14 protein-coding genes and 1 pseudogene are annotated in these 18,133 nt (G+C 72.7%); 12 read left to right on the top strand and 3 right to left on the bottom strand.

The features are described from left to right. Nucleotides 1–596 precede the first annotated feature (596 nt). The 5 genes from V1J52_RS12125 (at nucleotide 597) to V1J52_RS12105 (ending at nucleotide 6,325) form a co-directional block, all read left to right on the top strand. Complete coding sequence (locus V1J52_RS12125) at nucleotides 597–1,769, top strand: 3-deoxy-7-phosphoheptulonate synthase (protein WP_330139725.1); 1,173 nt, start codon at nucleotides 597–599, stop codon at nucleotides 1,767–1,769. A 143-nt stretch (nucleotides 1,770–1,912) separates the two neighbouring features. Then, nucleotides 1,913–2,596: an isochorismatase family protein gene (locus V1J52_RS12120; RefSeq protein ID WP_330139724.1), complete on the top strand. Its 684-nt coding sequence runs from the start codon at nucleotides 1,913–1,915 to the stop codon at nucleotides 2,594–2,596. A gap of 38 nt (nucleotides 2,597–2,634) precedes the next feature. Beyond that, nucleotides 2,635–4,527, top strand: coding sequence for an anthranilate synthase family protein (locus tag V1J52_RS12115; RefSeq protein ID WP_330139723.1), 1,893 nt, complete (start codon nucleotides 2,635–2,637; stop codon nucleotides 4,525–4,527). A 108-nt stretch (nucleotides 4,528–4,635) separates the two neighbouring features. Continuing rightward, the gene (locus tag V1J52_RS12110; protein WP_330139722.1) at nucleotides 4,636–5,349 is read left to right on the top strand and encodes a phosphopantetheine-binding protein; all 714 of its coding nucleotides are present in this window, start codon (nucleotides 4,636–4,638) and stop codon (nucleotides 5,347–5,349) included. Nucleotides 5,350–5,362: 13 nt separating this feature from the next. Next, nucleotides 5,363–6,325 carry a 4'-phosphopantetheinyl transferase family protein gene (locus V1J52_RS12105; RefSeq protein ID WP_330139721.1) on the top strand — a complete coding sequence of 321 codons (963 nt, stop codon included), beginning with the start codon at nucleotides 5,363–5,365 and terminating at the stop codon, nucleotides 6,323–6,325. Between the two features lie 40 nt (nucleotides 6,326–6,365). Here V1J52_RS12105 and V1J52_RS12100 read toward each other — a convergent pair whose 3' ends face one another. Then, nucleotides 6,366–6,986, bottom strand: coding sequence for a ScbR family autoregulator-binding transcription factor (locus V1J52_RS12100; RefSeq protein ID WP_330139720.1), 621 nt, complete (start codon nucleotides 6,984–6,986; stop codon nucleotides 6,366–6,368). A gap of 155 nt (nucleotides 6,987–7,141) precedes the next feature. On the opposite strand from V1J52_RS12100, the gene V1J52_RS12095 reads away from it, so the two are divergent. Beyond that, complete coding sequence (locus V1J52_RS12095) at nucleotides 7,142–8,140, top strand: ScbA/BarX family gamma-butyrolactone biosynthesis protein (RefSeq protein ID WP_330139719.1); 999 nt, start codon at nucleotides 7,142–7,144, stop codon at nucleotides 8,138–8,140. 96 nt (nucleotides 8,141–8,236) lie between these two features. On the opposite strand, the gene V1J52_RS12090 is transcribed toward V1J52_RS12095, so the two are convergent. Further along, nucleotides 8,237–9,010, bottom strand: coding sequence for an SDR family NAD(P)-dependent oxidoreductase (locus tag V1J52_RS12090; protein ID WP_330139718.1), 774 nt, complete (start codon nucleotides 9,008–9,010; stop codon nucleotides 8,237–8,239). Between the two features lie 304 nt (nucleotides 9,011–9,314). Next, the gene (locus tag V1J52_RS12085; RefSeq protein ID WP_330139717.1) at nucleotides 9,315–9,950 is read right to left on the bottom strand and encodes a TetR family transcriptional regulator; all 636 of its coding nucleotides are present in this window, start codon (nucleotides 9,948–9,950) and stop codon (nucleotides 9,315–9,317) included. A gap of 187 nt (nucleotides 9,951–10,137) precedes the next feature. On the opposite strand from V1J52_RS12085, the pseudogene V1J52_RS12080 reads away from it, so the two are divergent. The 6 genes and pseudogenes from V1J52_RS12080 to V1J52_RS12055 all read left to right on the top strand — a co-directional run. Then, nucleotides 10,138–11,286: pseudogene (locus V1J52_RS12080) on the top strand (IS701 family transposase); the annotation flags it as partial. Between the two features lie 145 nt (nucleotides 11,287–11,431). Continuing rightward, nucleotides 11,432–12,643 (top strand): IS701 family transposase, encoded by a 1,212-nt coding sequence (locus V1J52_RS12075; protein ID WP_330139715.1) that lies wholly within the window; start codon nucleotides 11,432–11,434, stop codon nucleotides 12,641–12,643. Nucleotides 12,644–12,979: 336 nt separating this feature from the next. After that, a complete protein-coding gene (tkt, locus tag V1J52_RS12070; RefSeq protein ID WP_330139714.1) occupies nucleotides 12,980–15,097 on the top strand; it encodes a transketolase in 2,118 nt (705 codons plus the stop codon). After that, the gene (gene aroA, locus V1J52_RS12065) at nucleotides 15,094–16,377 is read left to right on the top strand and encodes a 3-phosphoshikimate 1-carboxyvinyltransferase (RefSeq protein WP_330139713.1); all 1,284 of its coding nucleotides are present in this window, start codon (nucleotides 15,094–15,096) and stop codon (nucleotides 16,375–16,377) included. The genes tkt and aroA overlap by 4 nt, the downstream gene beginning before the upstream one ends. Before the next feature lie 37 nt (nucleotides 16,378–16,414). Further along, nucleotides 16,415–17,599, top strand: a complete 1,185-nt coding sequence (aroC, locus tag V1J52_RS12060) for a chorismate synthase (protein ID WP_330139712.1) — start codon at nucleotides 16,415–16,417, stop codon at nucleotides 17,597–17,599. Continuing rightward, nucleotides 17,596–18,123, top strand: a complete 528-nt coding sequence (locus tag V1J52_RS12055) for a shikimate kinase (protein ID WP_330139711.1) — start codon at nucleotides 17,596–17,598, stop codon at nucleotides 18,121–18,123. The genes aroC and V1J52_RS12055 overlap by 4 nt, the downstream gene beginning before the upstream one ends. Nucleotides 18,124–18,133 lie beyond the last annotated feature (10 nt).

Raw genomic sequence — 18,133 nt, 5'->3', positions numbered from 1 at the left:
ACTGGATTACGTCAACTCTTGACGTCGGACGCTTGAGGCCGGACGACAGGGAATGGCCCACGCGGGGCGCGGCGGGCGCAGATGCCGTCCCATCGCCCAGGGTGCACCGTGATGCTAGGCGCGGCCGAACCGAACACCCGAGCCCCTGAGTTGGAGTCCGTCAGGTCCGCCCTCCGCGACCCGTCCAGCGACAGGAACGAGGCACCCGGCGACGCCCACCTGACGGACTATGTTCCGCCAGGTTGTCCGCCGGGCGCCGCCGGCGAAGAGTGGTACCTGTCCGAGAGGCGGTCCCGGTCGTCCGGCGGTGCGAGAAGCGTCGGAATTCCACGTATGAGCGGTGGAGACACGGCTCAGTACCCGGGATCTCCATGGGTTTTCATCCCGGGAGAGAAGATTCCCGGCAGAAAGCCGCCGAAGGGCACGCGGCATCGCCCCGTGCACCTGTACGGAACGCTGCGTTGCCAGCCTTATGCGCCCCTTCACCTGCTCCTGGGTCTGCGCCTGTTCTTCCGTCGCTTCTCCTTGCGACTCGGCGCATCGCCAGGTCTGTCGACAGCCGGACCGTCCGGGTCCGGCCGATGCGAGGGAACTCAATGATCGACATAGTCTCTTATCTCCGTTCCATGCCCGCACGTCAGCAGCCCGACTGGGAAGGCCACCCGGAGCTCGAAGCGGTCCGCACGGACCTGAGCCGGATGCCCGCCCTGGTGGACGCCGAGGCCGCCCAGCGGCTGCGTTCCCTGCTGATGGAAACCGCGGCGGGCCGCCTCCAGATCGTGCAGGCCGGCGACTGCGCGGAGGACCCCGCGGAGGCGACTCCGGCGGACGTCCGGCGCAAGGGCGCGCTGCTCGACGTCCTCGCCGGGACGATGCGTCTGGCCTCCGGCCTGCCGGTGCTGCGGGTCGGCCGGATCGCCGGGCAGTACGCCAAGCCCCGCTCGGCGTCCGTCGAGATGGTCGACGGGCGGGAACTCCCGGTCTACCGCGGTCACATGGTGAACCGTCCGGAGCCCGACGCCGAGCTGCGCCGCCCCGACCCCCGGAACCTGCTGTCGGGGTACCGCGCCGCCAGCGACATCATCCACTTCCTGGGCTGGCGCGGCACCGAGTGCAGGACGGATCTCGACGCACCGGTGTGGACCAGCCACGAGACGCTGCTGCTCGACTACGAAGTGCCGCTGCTGCGGAGGGAGCCGGACGGTTCGCTGCTCCTCACCTCGACGCACTGGCCGTGGGTGGGGGAGCGCACCCGGCAGCTCGACGGCCCGCACATCGCGCTGCTCGCCGCCGTCTCCAACCCGGTCGCGGTCAAGGTGGGGCCCACGATGACGCCGGACGAGCTGCTGGCCCTGTGCGACCGCCTCGACGCGCAGCGCCAGCCGGGGCGGCTCACCCTCATCTCGCGGATGGGCGCGGACCATGCGGCCCGCACACTTCCCGGCCTGGTCAAGGCGGTGCACGACGCGGGGCACCCCGTGCTGTGGCTGTCGGACCCCATGCACGGCAACACGGTCAGCGGCCCGGACGGGACCAAGACCCGCCTCGTGAAGACCGTGGTCCAGGAGGTCGTGAACTTCCAGGAGGCCGTGACGCAGAACGGCGGGGTGGCCGCCGGGCTGCACCTGGAGACCACGCCGGAGGCCGTCGTCGAGTGCGTCCGCGACGAAGCCGAGATGGGGCGGCTGGGTGAGAAGTACCTGAGCTTCTGCGACCCGCGGCTCAACCCGCAGCAGGCGGTCGAGGTCGTCTCCGCCTGGCGCGGCTAGCCCCGCGACGGCCCCCGGGCCCCGCCCCTGGGCCACGAGCCCCCCACCCCGCAGCCGCCGGCGGTTCCCCCACGCCGCACCGCCGGCGGCTCCCGACCCCCACCACCCCGTTGCCACTCACCACGGAAAGGACGTGGCTGCCCATGCCGCACATACCACCCGTCGAGCCCTACCCCATGCCGGCGGAAGGGGAGCTTCCCGACAACACCGTGAGCTGGGTGCCCGACCCGGACCGGGCCGTGCTGCTCCTGCACGACATGCAGGAGTTCTTTCTCAGGCCCTTTCCCCGCACCGGCGAACCCGGCGGCGCCCTCGTCTCCAACGCCACCCTCCTCAGGGACCGCTGCGCCGAGCTGGGGGTCCCCGTCGCCTACACCGCCCAGCCCGGCGGCATGACCGTGGAAGAGCGCGGTCTGCTCCTCGACTTCTGGGGGCCGGGGATGAACCCCACCCCAAAGGACCGCAGGATCGTCCCCGGCCTCGAGTCCCGGCCGGGGGACTGGGAGTTCACCAAGTGGCGGTACAGCGCCTTCCACAAGTCCGGCCTGCTGGAGCGCATGCGTTTCCACCGGCGGGACCAGCTGATCGTCTGCGGTGTGTACGCCCACATCGGCGTCCTGATGACCGCCGTGGACGCGTACACCAACGACATCCAGCCCTTCCTGGTGGCCGACGCCGTGGCCGACTTCTCGGCCGACGACCACCGCCTCGCCCTGGACTACGTCGCACGGCGGGCCGGCCGGGTGCTCACCACCAAGACGGCACTCGGAGAACTCGGCGAGCCCGGCGGATCCGGTGGCCCCGGCGAGTCCGGAGCCGGCCGGTGAAAGCGCAGTCCGCACCATCTCACCCCACGGGGAACACCATGGCATCAGAACACGGAACTCCCGAGCTCCTCGCGCGGATACTCGACGGCGGCGCCCCCGACTTCGCCCTGCTGCACCGGCCGGAGCAGGCCGGCGCCGACACCCTGGAGATCCTCCTCGGCGAGGTGACCGAGGCCACCGCCCTCAAGGACCTGCCGGTCGCGGCAGAACCGGCGCCCGGTGCGGGACACGACCTGCTGGTCATGATCCCGTACGGGCAGATCACCGAGCGCGGCTACCAGGCCCGCGCCGACGGTGAGTCGCTGCTTTCCATGACCGTACGGGACCAGGCCACGGTGCCGCTCGGCGCGACGCTGTCCCGGCTCCCGGGCGGACCGGTCAAGTTCGTCGGCGGCCGGTTCGACGTGCCCGACGACGCGTACGCGGACATCGTGCGCCGGGTGATCGACGACGAGATCGGCACCGGTGAGGGGGCCAACTTCGTCATCAAGCGCTCCTTCGTCGCCCAACTGCCCGACTTCTCACGGCAAGTGGCCCTGTCCGTCTTCCGGCGGCTGCTGGAGCGCGAGTCCGGCGCGTACTGGACGTTCCTCGTGCACACGGGTGGGCGGACGTTCGTCGGCGCCACGCCTGAGCGGCACATCAGCGTGCACGGCGGCGTGGCGGTCATGAACCCCATCAGCGGCACCTACCGCTACCCCGCCGACGGCCCGTCCCTGGACGGCGTCCTGGAATTCCTCGGCGACCGGAAGGAGACCGATGAGCTCTACATGGTCGTCGACGAGGAACTGAAGATGATGGGGCGGGTCTGCCCCTCGGGCGCCCGGCTGATCGGACCGCATCTCAAGGAGATGGCGCGCCTCGCCCACACCGAGTACTTCATCGAGGGCACGACCGACCGGGACGTGCGGGACATCCTCCGCGAGACGCTGTTCGCCCCGACCGTGACGGGATCCCCGCTGGAGAGCGCGGCCAGGGTGATCCACCGCTACGAGCCCGTCGGACGCGGCTACTACAGCGGGGTCGCCGCCCTCATCGGCCGCGACGCCGCCGGGGGCCGCACCCTCGATTCCTCGATTCTCATCCGCACCGCCGACATCGACGCGACGGGGCGGATGAGCATCGGGACGGGCGCGACCCTGGTGCGCCACTCGGACCCGCAGTCCGAGGTGCGCGAGACCCGGGCCAAGGCCGCGGGACTGCTCGCGGCGCTCGGCGAACCCGAGCCCGTCCGCTTCGGCGCCCACCCCGCCGTCCGCGCGGCGCTCGACCGGCGGAACGAGGGGATCGCCGACTTCTGGCTGCGCGAACCGGGCGGCCACTTCGGGCAGGAGCAGCCCCTGGCGGGGAAGAGGGTCCTGGTGGTGGACGCGGAGGACACCTTCACCGAGATGATCGCCCACCAGGTGCGTTCCCTCGGCTGCGAGGTGACGGTGCGGCGCTTCGACGAGCCCTACGACGTGAGCGCCCACGACCTGGTGATCCTGGGCCCCGGCCCGGGGGATCCCCGCGAGGCGGACCACCCCAAGATCGCCCATCTGCGGGGCGCCGTCACCGGACTGCTCGCGGAGCGCCGGCCCTTCCTGGCCGTCTGCCTGAGCCACCAGGTGCTCAGCACCGTCCTGGGACTGCCCCTGCACCGCAGGCCGGTTCCCAACCAGGGCGTGCAGCACGAGATCGACTGGTTCGGCGGGCGCGCGCGGGTGGGCTTCTACAACACCTTCGCCGCCCACGCCGGGGAGGACCGGTTCGATCACCCCGAGTACGGGCCCGTGCGGATCAGCCGCGACCCGCGGACCGGTGAGGTCCACGGTCTGCACGCCGCCGGCTTCGCCTCCATGCAGTTCCACGCCGAATCCGTGCTGACCCAGAACGGCCCCGGGGTCATCGCCGCCCTCCTGGAGGGTCTGGCGGCCGCACGCGTCGGCTGACCGGCCGCTCCCGGGTCCGGCGGCACGGCCGGGCCCGGGAGCCGCCGCTGTTCACGAGGCCTGCGCAGCAGGCCGCCGCACCCCGCACGGATACCTTGGAGCCCTCGTATGTCCCCAGAAGACCAGCCTCTCGCCGCGGCGTCCGACGCGGCACCGGCCGCGGTGGCGGCCGACCTCATACCCCTGCTCGCCGACGTGCTGAAGGTGCGGCCCGAGCAACTCGACGCCGGGCTGACGTTCCGCTCGATGGGCATCGGATCGGTAGCGACCCTGCAGTTCCTCTCCGTGGTCAACGCCCGTTACGGAACCAGCCTCCAGCCCACTTCCCTGTTCGCCCACCCGACGCTGCTGGCCTTCGCCGCACACGTGGTCCGCGAGACCGGGGCCGGACAGCGGGGGACGGCGTCCGCCCGGCCCGCCACGCCCGCCTCGCGGGAGATCCTCGGCTTCCTGCGGGAGCGCCTGGCCGGGGTCCTGGGCTGCGAACCGGCGGCCCTGGACCCCTCGGTCCCGTTCAACCTGCTGGGCGTCGACTCCATCCGCGGAGCGAAGCTCGTCGCCGCCATCAACGACGCGTACGGCCTGAACGAGCCCGCCGTCACCTTGCGTGACCACCCCGGACTCGCCGCGATGGCCGCCCATATCGCGCACGTCGTCCAGGCGGACGCGCCGCCGGCCGCCGACGAGCGGAGGACCGGCGACGAGCGGGGGACCGGCCAGCAACTGGCGGCCGACGAAGAACTGGGCGCGCTCCTCGATGCGGTGCGCGCGGACCGGCTTTCCGTGGACGAGGCGCTGACGCGGCTGCCTCGCCAGGCGTGAACGGGCGACGACGATGGATGAACGCGAGATACTCACCCGGTTCAAGGCCGGACTCCTGGAGCGCGAGCAGGCCGTGTGGCTCCTCGCGGAACGGCGCAAGGCACCCGGATCCGGAGCGGAAGGCGGCTACCCGCCGCCCGGTTCCCCGGCGTCCGGCTCCTTCGCCCCGGTGTTCCTGCCGCTGCCCGGTGGTGCCCATGAGCCCATCAAGCTCTGGTACTGCTCCAACCACGAGCTCGACTCCGCGCTGGCCGTCACCCTGGCCCGTTGCTGGCTCGACGACCAGGAGCAGGAGACCGCGAGCCGTTTCCTGTTCGAACAGGACCGGCGGCAGTACCTGGTCGCCCACGCCCTCGTACGGCGCGTCCTCGCGCTGGAGAGCGGTCTGCCCGAGGCGGAAGCCGTGATCTGGCGCTCCGCGCGGGGGCGGCCGTTCCTGCAGCGGCCTCCCGTCGGACTGCCGCGCGGCGGACAGGAGCTGGACTTCAACCTGTCCCATGCCGAGGGCCACAACCTGCTCGGCGTGGTGCGCAGTCACCGGATCGGGGTGGACGTGGAGCGGGTCGACCGGGGCGAGCAGGGCCTCGACGCGAACATCGAGACCTTCGCGCGGGACGAGCGCGACTGGGTGGCGCAGGCCGCGCCGGGCCGCACCCGGGACTGCCGGACCCTGCGGCTGTGGACGCTCAAGGAGGCGTACGCGAAGGCGCGCGGACTGGGTCTCGGGCTCCCCTTCGACAGCTTCTCCTTCACCCTGCACGAGGAGCGCGGGGTCCTGGCGTTCAGGCCGCCCGAGTCCGAAGGGGTCCTGCCGTGGCGGTTCCTGGAGCTCGAACCCGAGCCCGGAGTGCTGGCGGCCGTGGCGCTCCTCGCGGACGACGGCGTACCGTCCAGCCTCCAGCTGCACCGCGGCTTTCCCTGGAGCCGGGAGGCGCCGGAACTGCTGGACCTGCCGGAGCCGGTCGCCGGGCGCTGACGCGGCCGGGCGGTGGCGGGCCGCACGGTGGACGGCCGGCTCAGGACTTGTTGCGCTTCGGGCTGAGGTCGATACGGGGCAGGGTTCCCGGGGTGGCGATCCCCGGGAGCAGCAGCCGCCACATCTCCACCGTGCGCTCCGGCAGGTCCTTCCGGCCGTTCACCAGCTGCGCGTACAGCTGGACGCCGGTGCACGCGCTGACGACGAACTCCGCCACCCATCCCGGGTCGACCCCCGGCAGCAGTTCCCCGCTGTCCCGGGCGTCGCACAGGCACTGCTCCATGACGTCCCGCCACTGGAGGTAGGGGGTGATGTCGTGGACGCCGAAGCTGCCCTGCTCCACCGAGAGCCGTACACCAGCGCGCAGCAACGGATCCTCCAGGAGCTGGTGCGACCATACCCGGGTGATGTCCACGAGACGCTGCAGCCCCTGGGTGCCGAGGTGCGGCTCGATGCTCTCGGGCTGCGCCATCATGACCGCCCGGGCGATGCCCTCCTTCGACTCGAAGTGGAAGTACAGCGCGCCCACCGTCAGCCCGGCCCGCTTCGCTATCTTGTTGAGCCCCGTCCCCGCGTACCCGGAGGCGTCGAACTCCTCCGCCGCCGCACGCAGCAGCAACTCACGTGTGCGCACCGCACGATCCTGCATCTGACGTTCCATCTTCCGGCTCCGTTCCCAGTAAAGTCTGGACAAAAAAAAGAATCATACTTATGTTATCTCCCGAGGCCCCGGCCGTCCAGGCAGGTGCGCCCATCCAGTCTTCCGCGCGCTTTGTGCCCATACCTCTCATACCTCTCTACCGGGGGAGTATCCGTATGCTCAGGACCGCCAGCGCCACCGCCACTCTCGTCCCCTCCGTCCCGTCCGTCGCGTTCGTCGCGGGGGAGCTCGTCCACAAGGCCCGTCCCGGCTCGGTGCTCCTGACCGGTCTGCGGCCCGACGGGAACGACGGGTTCGTCGTCTCGGCCCACTGGCCCGAGGGGCACGAGTGCTACGCGACCGGGCGGTCCGCGCTCGACCCGCTGCTCCTCACCGAGACGGTGCGGCAGTCCTTCCCCCTGCTGTGCCACAGCGCCTACGACGTCCCCCTCGGCCATCACCTGCTCTGGGACACCTTCGGTTACGAGCTGTCCCCTGCGGCCCTGGCTCCGAGACACCACAGCGGCGCGGTCGAACTCCGTGTCACCTGCCTGGAGTCGACCCGGCGCGGCAGCCGGGCGGCGGCGCTGACCCTGCTCATATCCGTGGTCCAGGACGGGCTGTTACTCGCCGAGTGCAGAACGCGTCTGACCGTGCAGTCCCCGGCGGTCTACCAGCGCCTGCGGGCGGGGCGCGGCACCCCCGAAGCCGTCACCGCCCTGCCCGCCGCCCCCGTCGCGTCGATCGCGCCGTCCGCCCTGGCGCGTACCCGGCTCCGCGACATCGTCCTCAGCCCTGCGGTGGAATCCGGCCGGTGGCGGCTGCGGGTGGACACCACCCACCCCGTCTTCTTCGACCACCCCCTCGACCACGCACCGGGTCTGCTCCTTCTGGAGGCCGCGCGCCAGGCCGCGCTGATGCTTCCTGCCGGCCACTCGCAGTCCGTGACGGGTCTTGCGACCTCCTTCACCCGCTACGTCGAACTCGACGCTCCGTGTTGGATCGAGGTGCGCCCGCTGGACCCGGACCCGGAGGGCCGCGGCCGTACGGTCGTGTCGCTGTGGCAGAACGGCGTCGAGTGCTGCACCGCGACGATGCGGCTCGCCCGGAAGGCGGGGCCGGGGGGCTTTGCTCCCGTTCGGGCCGGTGGCGAGGTCATTCCGTTCCCGCGGTAGCCCCCGGATCCCGTCTTCCCGAAGTGAACCCGCACGGCGGCGGCCCGCCCCCCTGAGAAGGGGGCGGGCCGCCGCCGTGGGGCGAAGCACCGGGCGTCAGGCAGCGGTCCAGCCGCCGTCGACCGGCATCGCGACGCCCGTGACGAAGGAGGCCTGGTCGCTGCAGAGCCAGGCGGCGTTGCGCGCGATCTCCTCCGGTTCGGCCATCCGGCGCTGGATGGAGCGCCCGACGAAATCCTCCTCCAGCGAGGGGGTCTCCTTCAGCACCTGGTCCATCATCTCGGTGCGCGTGCTGCCCACCACCAGGGCGTTCACGCGGACCCCGCGCCGTCCGTACTCGGCCGCGGCCGCCCGTGTCAGCCCCAGGACCGCGTGCTTGGCCGCCACATAGGCGGAGGAGGCGCCCGTGGCCAGCACTCCGGCCACACTGGAGGTGTTCACGATCGCCGCGGGACGGTCGGAGTGGAGCATGGCGGGGATCTGGTGGCGCATGCAGTTCCACACGCCCCGGACGTTCACGGCCATGATCTGCTCGAAGGCCGCGCCGTCCGTCTCGTGCAGCAGGCTGCCCGACATCGTGTAGCCGGCGTTGTTGAAGGCCCCGTCCAGCCGGCCGAAGCGCGACACCGCCTCGGTGACGACCCGCTCGACCTCACCCTCCCGGGTCACGTCCCCCACGGCCGCCATCGCGCGGCCCCCGGTGGCGGCGATCCGGTCGGCCAGTTCGTACAGCCGCTCTTCGCGCCGTGCCATGAGCACCACGGTTGCGCCCTCGGCGGCGAACACGCGTCCGGCCGCCTCCCCGATCCCGCTGGACGCTCCCGTGATCATGATGACTCTGTCCCGCAGTAAGCCTGTGTCCTTCGTCATGCCGAGCTCCCACTCCCCATGGACTGCTTCTGACCCCCCAAGGGCCACCCGCGAGGGCGGCCCCCTGGAACAAGAAAAGAATAATGGTCTTTATGTATTTTTACCAGTGGCGCGTCGGAACCGGGGAGTCCGAACCGTTGTTCGACAGTGAACGCTGTTCCGTACCTCGGCGCGGGGGTGGCCGGGGTCCCGTCGGGGGGGTCAGATTATCCCGTTCCGGTCTGGCTTGTGGCCTCCAGCCAGGCGTGGCCTGGTCCGGGGGTACCGGCTCCGCCGGGGGTTCACGGCGGCGACGGGACGGCCGTCAGGGGGTGTGGTCCGCCTCCGGGGGCCGGATGGCCGAGATGCCGTACAGGAGCAGGTCGCAGAACTGGGCGAAGTGCACCCCGGCGACCTCGGACTTCGGGTCGCTGTCCCGGGCGCGCACCTCCGTCCCGGCGGCCAGGCGCAGGGCCATCTCCGTCACCGCCTCAGGGGTGACGCCTGCCCGCAGCTTGCCGTCCTCGCCCGCGCTCCGGAGCAGCTGCCGCACCGCCTGGAGCCAGGAGTCCGACCAGTCCCCGTCCCCCGGAAGCTCTCCGGAGAGCCGTACGGCCGCGCGTGCCACGACGTCGCGGTGCAGCAGTTCGAGCAGGGCGAGCAGCAGGAGGTGGGCTCGGCGCAAGGGCGGTGCCGGCAGCTCGACCACCTCGCTCACCCGCTCCTCGATCCGGGCGAGCCCGAGTTCCTTGAGCTCGGCGAAGAGCTGCCCCTTGGTGGGGAAGTGGAAGGTCAGCGCGCCTGTCGTGACGCCGGCCTCGCGGGCGATGCGGTGCATGGCGATGCTGCCGTGGCCGTGCCGGTCGATCTTCCGTGCGGTGGCGTCCAGCAGGGCACCGCGCGTCAGCAGGGACCTCTCCTGCTGTTTCGCCGGCCTTCTTCCTGCTCCGTCTGGTGCCACCGTGACCTCCCGCTCCCTGTTCGCTGACTGAGTCCCTACGCTCCATGGGCCGTCCGCCGTTCACAACGCCGAGTTGACGAACTTGCGCCCAGAGGGCATCCTCACTCTTCAAAAGAATCACAATCATGGTTATGTTTCTAGTGGCGCTGGCAACCACCGCCGGCCGGGAGCCTTCAAGGAGCCAGTCATGTCTGCACGGGCCACAGCGACCCTCGGTGCACCAAAGAGCGCGCGGCGCGGAGGGCCGGAGAGTCTGACCGCCTACGGGGAGCGGGTCTTCGGGTATCTGCCCCGCAGCGACCAGCGCCGCTGGGCGGACGCCTATCTCAGGGGACTGCTGGCCACGCCCGGGCGCAAGACCGTGCGGCGGATGGCCCGGACGCTGGACCTGCCCGACAGCGCACCGCAGGCGCTCCAGCAGTTCATCAGCGCCAGCCCCTGGGAATGGACGCCCGCGCGGGTGGAGCTGGCCCGGATCGCCGCGGAACTGCTGCCCGACGCCGTCTGGACGGCCAGGCCCGTGCTGCTGCGCAAGCGGGGAAGCCACTCGGTGGGGTTGCGCGCGGGTGTCCTCCCGGGCACCGGCCGCCGGGTGAACTGCCAGGTGGGCATCGGGCTGTTCCTCTCCGGAGGCCGGCACAGCATCCCGGTCGGCTGGCGTCTCCTCCTCGACGACGCCTGGTGCGAGGACCCCGAGCGCCGCCGCCGTGCGCGGATTCCGGACGCGGTGACGCCCAGGCCCGCCTGGGCCCTCGTACTGGAGATGGTGGAGCAGTTCGCCGCCGCGGGGGTGGCCGACTCCGCGCCCGTGGTGCTCGGCCGTGACTTCGCTCCGGGCGTCCGCCAGCTGGTCTCGCAACTGGGCCGTCAGGGGCGTGACTTCGTGCTGGAGGTGCCGCCCGGGCAGCCGCTCGTACCGGTCCCGCCCCACCGGGCCGCCCCGTCCCCGGCCACCGCGTCCTTCGGCGACGCGGCGTCCCTCGTCGCGGCGCACTCCCAGCGGACGACCTCTGCGCTGCCCGGGCGGGCGCAGATGTTCTCAGCCGCGGTACGCCTCCTCCCGCCGCGCTCCCCGGCGCCGGCCGTGCACCAGCCCCACCGGCTCGTGGCGGAGATCGCCGCCGTGCCGAAACGGCCCTCCCGGTTCTGGATCACCTCGCTCCGCGACGCCCCCCTCACCACCGTGCGCGGGCTCGCCCACCGCAACGTCCTGACCGATGCGGCCGTCCGGGACGTGCAGACCGAGCTGGGTCTCCTGGACTTCGAGGGCCGTTCCTTCCCGGGCTGGCACCACCACATGACGCTGGCCTCCGCCGCCTACCTCTACCGTCAGCTGCCCGCGGGGCACGAGCACCCCGCGGAGGCGACCTGTCGCTGTCCGGGGCCTCGCGCAGCCGAGGTGTCGCTCAGCCGGACACCGTGCGGTCCTGCCGTCGATCCCGCCGGGGGCTCAGCCCCCGGGCAACAGTGAGGGGAAGCCCATGATTGACCACTACCCGGCCGCTGTCCGCACCGGTCAGGCCCTGCCGACTCCGACTCCGTCTCCTTCCGCTTCCCGGGACCTGCTCCTCGCCGAGCTGTCCTCCAGGATCCTCGCCTCGCTGCCCCGCAGCGACCAGCGCCGCAAGGGCCTCCAGTACCTGAACGGTCTGCTGACCGTCCAGGGACGCAAGTCGATCCGCAACATCGCGAAGCTGCTCGGAACCCAGGCTTCCGAGCAGAACCTGCACCACTTCATCAGCGACTCCACCTGGGACTGGGTGCCCATCCGCCGGGCCCTGGCCGAAGCCGTGGACGACGCCCTGCCGACCCGGGCCTGGGTGGTGAGACCCATGACCATTCCCAAGGCCGGACAGAACTCCGTGGGTGTGGGCCGGCACTTCTCCCCGGCGCTCGGGCAGACCCTGAACGCGCAGCGCGCCGTCGGCGTCTGGGCGGCGTCGGAGTCCGCGAGCGTACCGGTCAACTGGCGCCTGCACCTTCCCTCCCAGCGGTACACCGACGACGCCCGGCGCGGTCAGGCGGCGGTCCCGGAGGGGGCGAGCGCGGAGAGCCTGCACGCCTGCGCGGTCGACGCGTCCCGGGAGACCCAGCTGGGCTGGGGGCTGCCGGTGCGGCCCGTCGTCTTCGACCTCGACGAGGCGCCCGAACCGCTTCTGGAGACGCTCGCCACCACGCACGCGCCGCTCATGGCGAGGGTGGGCGAGGACGCCCCGCTCACCGTCACCGACCGGGTCATGGGCGGGCGGGAGCAGAGCACGCTCCCCGCGCACCAGATCATGGCCATGGCCGGGAACATGCGGCGTCCGGTGCCGGGCAGGCGCCCGCTGCCGGGCGTGGTGAAGGGCACGCCCCTCGCCGCCGCCGTCCGCGTCGAACTCCCCGCGTCCTTACGGGGTGCCGAGCACCGGCAGCTGGTGCTCCTGGGCATGGGCGACTACGGCAGCCGGTGGCCGGCCGAACTGTGGCTGTCCAACCTCACCGCGGTCCCCATGGAGTACCTGGCCAGACTGGGGCAGCTCACGGCCCGGGCGGCCCGGGACGCCGCGGTGGTGGCCGACCGGGTGGGCATCCGGGACTTCACCGGGCGCTCCTTCAACGGCTGGCACCGGCACGTCACGCTCGCCTCGGCAGCCCACGCCGTCACCATGCTGGGCCATCCCGCCCCACATCTCTCCCACATGGCCCGCTAGTTAGTGAGATCCGGCTTGGGAGCCCACCCGCGGCCCCATACGGTGGAACGGCAGCCGAGGAACGGCCCGGCCCCGCCGCGGGCCGCCCCGCCGCCGGACTCGTCCGGCGCACGGCACGCCGGCGTCCCCCCACAGCGAGGGTCCGGCCAAGGACAGGGAACCACCCCCGAAACCGCCTCCCACGCGCCTGCTTCCTTGCCCCGCACGTCCGCACGTCTGCATGCCCGCACGCCCGCACGCCCGCACGCCCGCACGCCCTGACCGAGCTGCCCCGAGCAGCGCCTCACGACAGCCCCGCGGTCCTCCCGGACCGCCGAACTCCGTAGGGACGACCCCATGCAGTCACCGCCGCAGACCGCACCGGATCAGCCGACGCAGCGCCCCGAGGGCTGGAACGCCCAGGAGTGGAGCGCGCTCGACGAGCGGGCCGTCCGCACCGCCCGCGCCCTGGCCATGGACGCCGTGCAGCACGCCGGGCACGGACACCCCGGAACCGCGATGAGCCTCGCCCCGGCCGCGTACGTCCTCTTCCAGAAGGTCATGCGCCACGACCCCGCCGACCCCGGCTGGGAGGGGCGGGACCGCTTCGTCCTCTCGGCCGGGCACGCCAGCCTGCTGCTGTACGTCCAGCTGATGCTGGCGGGCTACCCGCTGACCCTCGACGACCTCAAGGCCTTCCGCCGGCACGGCAGCCTCACCCCCGGCCACCCCGAACACGGGCACACCCCCGGAGTGGAGACCACCACCGGGCCACTGGGGCAGGGCATCGCCAACGCGGTGGGCATGGCCATGGCCGCCCGCTACGAGCGGGGCCTCTACGACCCCGGGGCCGCCACCGGCACCTCCCCCTTCGACCACACGGTCTGGGTCATCGCGGGTGACGGCGACCTCCAGGAAGGCGTGTGCGCCGAGGCATCGTCGCTGGCCGGCCACCAGAAGCTGGGCAACCTCGTCGTGCTCTACGACGACAACCACATCTCGATCGAGGGGGACACCAGCACCGCGTTCTCCGAGGACGTCCTGCGGCGGTACGCCTCCTACGGCTGGCACGTGCAGCGCGTGGAGCCGAAGCCCGACGGCGACCTGGACCCGCGCGCCCTGCGCGAGGCGTTCCTCGCCGCCAAGGAGGTACGCGACCGCCCCACCCTGATCGCGGCGCGTTCGGTCATCGCCTGGCCCGCCCCCCACGCCAAGGGCACCGCCGCCGCGCACGGTGCCGCGCTGGGCGCGGCGGAGGTCGCGGCCACCAAGGACATCCTCGGCCTCGACCCCGCCCGCTCCTTCCACGTGCCGGACGAGGTGCTCGCGCACACCCGGGCGGCCGTCGGCCGCGGCCGCGCCGCCCACACCGCCTGGGCCGGGAAGCTGGCGCAGTGGCGCGACGCCCACCCCCGCCGGGCCGCGGAGCACGAACGGATCACCCAGGGGCAGCCGCCGACCGGGTGGGAGAACAAGCTCCCCGTCTTCGAACCCGGCACCTCCGTGGCCACCCGCAAGGCGTCGGGCACCGTACTCGCCGCGCTGGGACCGCTGCTGCCCGAACTGTGGGGCGGCTCCGCCGACCTGGCCGGGTCCAACAACACCACGATCGACGGCAGCTCCTCCTTCCTTCCCCCGGGCAACGCCCTCCCGCAGGCCGACCCGTACGGGCGCACCGTGCACTTCGGGATCCGCGAACACGCCATGGCGTCCGTGATGAACGGGGTGGCGCTGCACGGGGCGACCCGCATCTACGGCGGTACCTTCCTGGTCTTCTCCGACTACATGCGCCCCGCCGTACGGCTCGCCGCGCTGATGCGGTTACCGGTCACCTACGTGTGGACCCACGACTCGATCGGACTCGGTGAGGACGGGCCCACCCACCAGCCGGTCGAACAGCTCGCCTCCCTGCGGGCCATCCCCGGACTGAACGTCGTACGCCCCGCCGACGCCAACGAGACGGCGGCGGCCTGGGCGGAGATCGTGCGCCGGCACAGCGCCGCCCCGGCCCCGCACGGCATCGTGCTCTCCCGGCAGAACCTGCCCGTCTACCCGCCCAACGAGCTGGTCCGGCGCGGTGGTTACGTCTTCCGCGAGGCCGGGGGCGGGATTCCGCGGGCGCTGCTCGTGGCCACCGGTTCCGAGGTGTCCTTGGCGGTCGCCGCCCAGGAGCTGCTGGAGCGGCGCGGCATCGCGGCCCGGGTGGTGTCGATGCCCTGCCTGGAATGGTTCATGGAGCAGGACCGGTCCTACCGGGACCGGGTGCTGCCCCCCGACGTACGCGTGCGGGTGACGGTCGAGGCCGGTGTGGGCCTCGGCTGGGACCGCATCGCGGGTGAGGCGGGGCGCGTGATGTCCCTGGAGCGGTTCGGGGCCTCGGCCGACGGCGCGCTGCTCTTCCGCGAGTTCGGCTTCACCCCCGAGGCGATCGCCGCCGAGGTGGAGACCGCCATGGAGAAGGCGGCCCGCCGATGACGCCGCAGGTCTCCCGGCTGCGCCCGCTGTCCGCGCGCATCCCCGGCTCCAAGAGCATCACCACCCGGGCCCTGTTGCTGGCCGCCGCCGCGAAGGGCACCAGCACCCTGTGGGCCCCGCTGGTCAGCCACGACACCCTCGCCTTCAAGGCGGCCCTCGAAAACCTCGGGACACGCGTCGAGACCAGACCCGGCGACCAGTTCTGGGACGTCACCGGCAACGGCCGCGGCCCCGTCGGCACGGGCGATGTGTGGTGCGCGGACGCCGGTACGGCGGCCCGCTTCCTGCCCCCGTTCAGCGCGGCGGGCGAGGGCACCTTCACCTTCGACGGCTCCGAACAGCTCCGGGCCCGGCCGTTGAGCCCGCTGACGAAGGCCATGACCGCGCTCGGCGCCGAGCTGGAGACCCCGGTGGCGGGACGCTTCCCGCTGACCGTACGGGCCACCGGGCTGGAGGGCGGCGAACTGCGGGTGGACTCCTCCATGAGCAGCCAGTTCCTCAGCGGCCTGCTGATGACCGCCCCCCTGATGCGGGGCCCGGTCCGGGCCGACCTGAGCGGTTCCGTCAGCCGCCCCTACCTGGACATGACGCTGTCCCTGATGCGGCGCTTCGGCGCGGATGTCCAGGAATCCGGTAACGGTGTGGTCGAAGTGCGGCCGGGCGGTTACCGGCCCGCCGCCCTCGTCATCGAACCGGACGCCTCCACCGCCTCGTACGTCTTCGCCGCGGCCGCGGTGACGGGGCACCGGGTGACCGTGCCCGGCCTGTGCGGGCGCAGCCTCCAGGGCGACCTGCGGTTCGTGGACACCCTGCGGCAACTGGGCGCCCAGGTGGAGGTGGCGGACCGGGACGTCACCGTGACGGGCACCGGGAGGCTGCGCGGCGGGCTCACCCTCGACATGGGCGACATCTCCGACACCTTCATGACCCTCGCCGCCGTCGCTCCGCTCGCGGACGCGCCCCTGACTCTCGGCGGCGTGCGGCACGCCCGGTACAAGGAGTCGGACCGCGTCGCGGCGGTGACGCAGAACCTGCGCGCCTGCGGCGTCCGGGTGGACGAGACGGAGGACTCGGTCACCGTCCACCCCGGCCCGCTGCGCCCGGCCCGCGTCGCCTGCCACCGCGACCACCGGATCGCCATGGCCTTCTCGGTCCTGGGGCTGGCCGCACAGGTGCCGCTGGTCCTCGACGACCCGTCCTGCGTGACGAAGACCTTTCCCGGGTTCCACCAGGAGATGGCCCGGCTGTTCCCGCTCTACGAAGTGCCCAGGTACCGCTGATGACCACCTACGCGCGCAAGAGGAAAGCAGGGAAGGGATGAGCAGGTTGCGCTGGCTGACCGCGGGGGAGTCGCACGGCCCCGCACTCGTCGCGACGCTGGAGGGCATCCCCGCGGGGGTGCCGATCACCACGGGGATGGTGGGGGAGGAGCTGACGCGGCGGCGCCTGGGATACGGGCGCGGCGCGCGGATGACGTTCGAACGCGACGAGGTGACCTTCCTCGGTGGCGTGCGGCACGGCCGCACGCTGGGCTCCCCGGTCGCGGTCATGGTGGGCAACAGCGAGTGGCCCAGGTGGGAGCGGGTGATGGCGGCCGACCCGGTCGGCCCCGCCGAGCTGGCGGGCCTGGCCCGCAACGCCCCTCTGACCCGTCCGCGTCCGGGCCACGCCGATCTGGCGGGCATGCAGAAGTACGGCTTCGACGAGGCGCGCCCCGTGCTGGAACGCGCCAGTGCCCGGGAGACCGCGGCCCGGGTGGCCCTCGGCGCGGTGGCCCGCTCGTATCTGAGGGAGACGACCGGGACCGAGATCGTCAGCCATGTCGTGGAGCTGGGAGCCGCGCGGGCCCCGTACGGGGTGGTGCCCGCACCCGGCGACGTGGAGCGGCTCGACGCGGACCCGGTGCGCTGCCTGGACGCGGACGCGAGCAAGGCGATGGCCGCCGGGATCGACCGGGCCCGCCGGGACGGCGACACCCTGGGCGGCGTCGTCGAGGTCGTCGCCCACGGGGTGCCGGTCGGCCTCGGCTCCCACGTGCACTGGGACCGCAGGCTGGACGCGCGGCTGGCCGGTGCGCTGATGGGCATCCAGGCGATCAAGGGAGTTGAGGTGGGCGACGGCTTCGGCCTGGCGCGCGTGCCCGGCTCGCTGGCCCACGACGAGATCGTGCCCACCGCTGACGGCATCCGGCGCTCCTCCGGCCGCTCCGGCGGCACCGAGGGCGGCCTGACCACCGGTGAACTCCTGCGGGTGCGGGCCGCGATGAAGCCGATCGCGACGGTTCCGCACGCCCTGGCCACCGTGGACGTCAGCACCGGCGAGGCGGCCGTCGCGCACCACCAGCGCTCGGACGTCTGCGCGGTGCCGGCCGCCGGGATCGTGGCGGAGGCGATGGTGGCCCTGGTCCTGGCCGACGCGGTGGCGGAGAAGTTCGGCGGCGACAGCGTGGCCGAGACCCGCCGCAACGTCTCCGGCTTCCTCGCCCACCTGGAGATCGCATGACCGCCCCCCTGGCCGTGCTCGTCGGCCCGCCCGGCGTGGGCAAGTCCTCGGTCGCCCGCGTCCTCGCGGCGCGTACGGGCACGGCGGCACGCGACACCGACCAGGACATCGAGCGGCTGACCGGCCGGACCGTCAGCCAGGTCTTCGCCGAACGGGGCGAGCCGCACTTCCGCGCCATCGAACACGAGGCGGTCCGCGCGGCGCTGCACGAGCACGCCGGGGTGCTCGCCCTGGGCGGCGGGGCGGTCGTGCACGCGGGGACGCGCGCGGCGCTGCGCGGACTTCCCGTGGTCTTCCTGGACGCCACCCTCGCGGACGTCCGGGAACGCCTGGGGGAGGACGACTCCCGTCCGCTGCTGCGGGACGACTTCGCCGGCCGGTGGCTCGGCCTGATGTCCCAGCGGCGCCCGCTGTACCTGTCCGTGGCCCGGGCCGTGGTGTCCACTCACGGGCGCACGGCGGCGCAGGTCGCCTCGGCGGTGCAGTCCGAGCTGACCGGAGCGTCGGTGGGGGCTCCGTCATGACCGCCGTCCG

Origin of the sequence: Streptomyces solitudinis (assembly GCF_036323765.1) — a bacterium.
Classification (GTDB): Bacteria; Actinomycetota; Actinomycetes; order Streptomycetales; family Streptomycetaceae; genus Streptomyces.
Note: the sequence above shows the minus strand (reverse complement) of the source record. Positions and strands in the feature narration are given on the sequence as shown.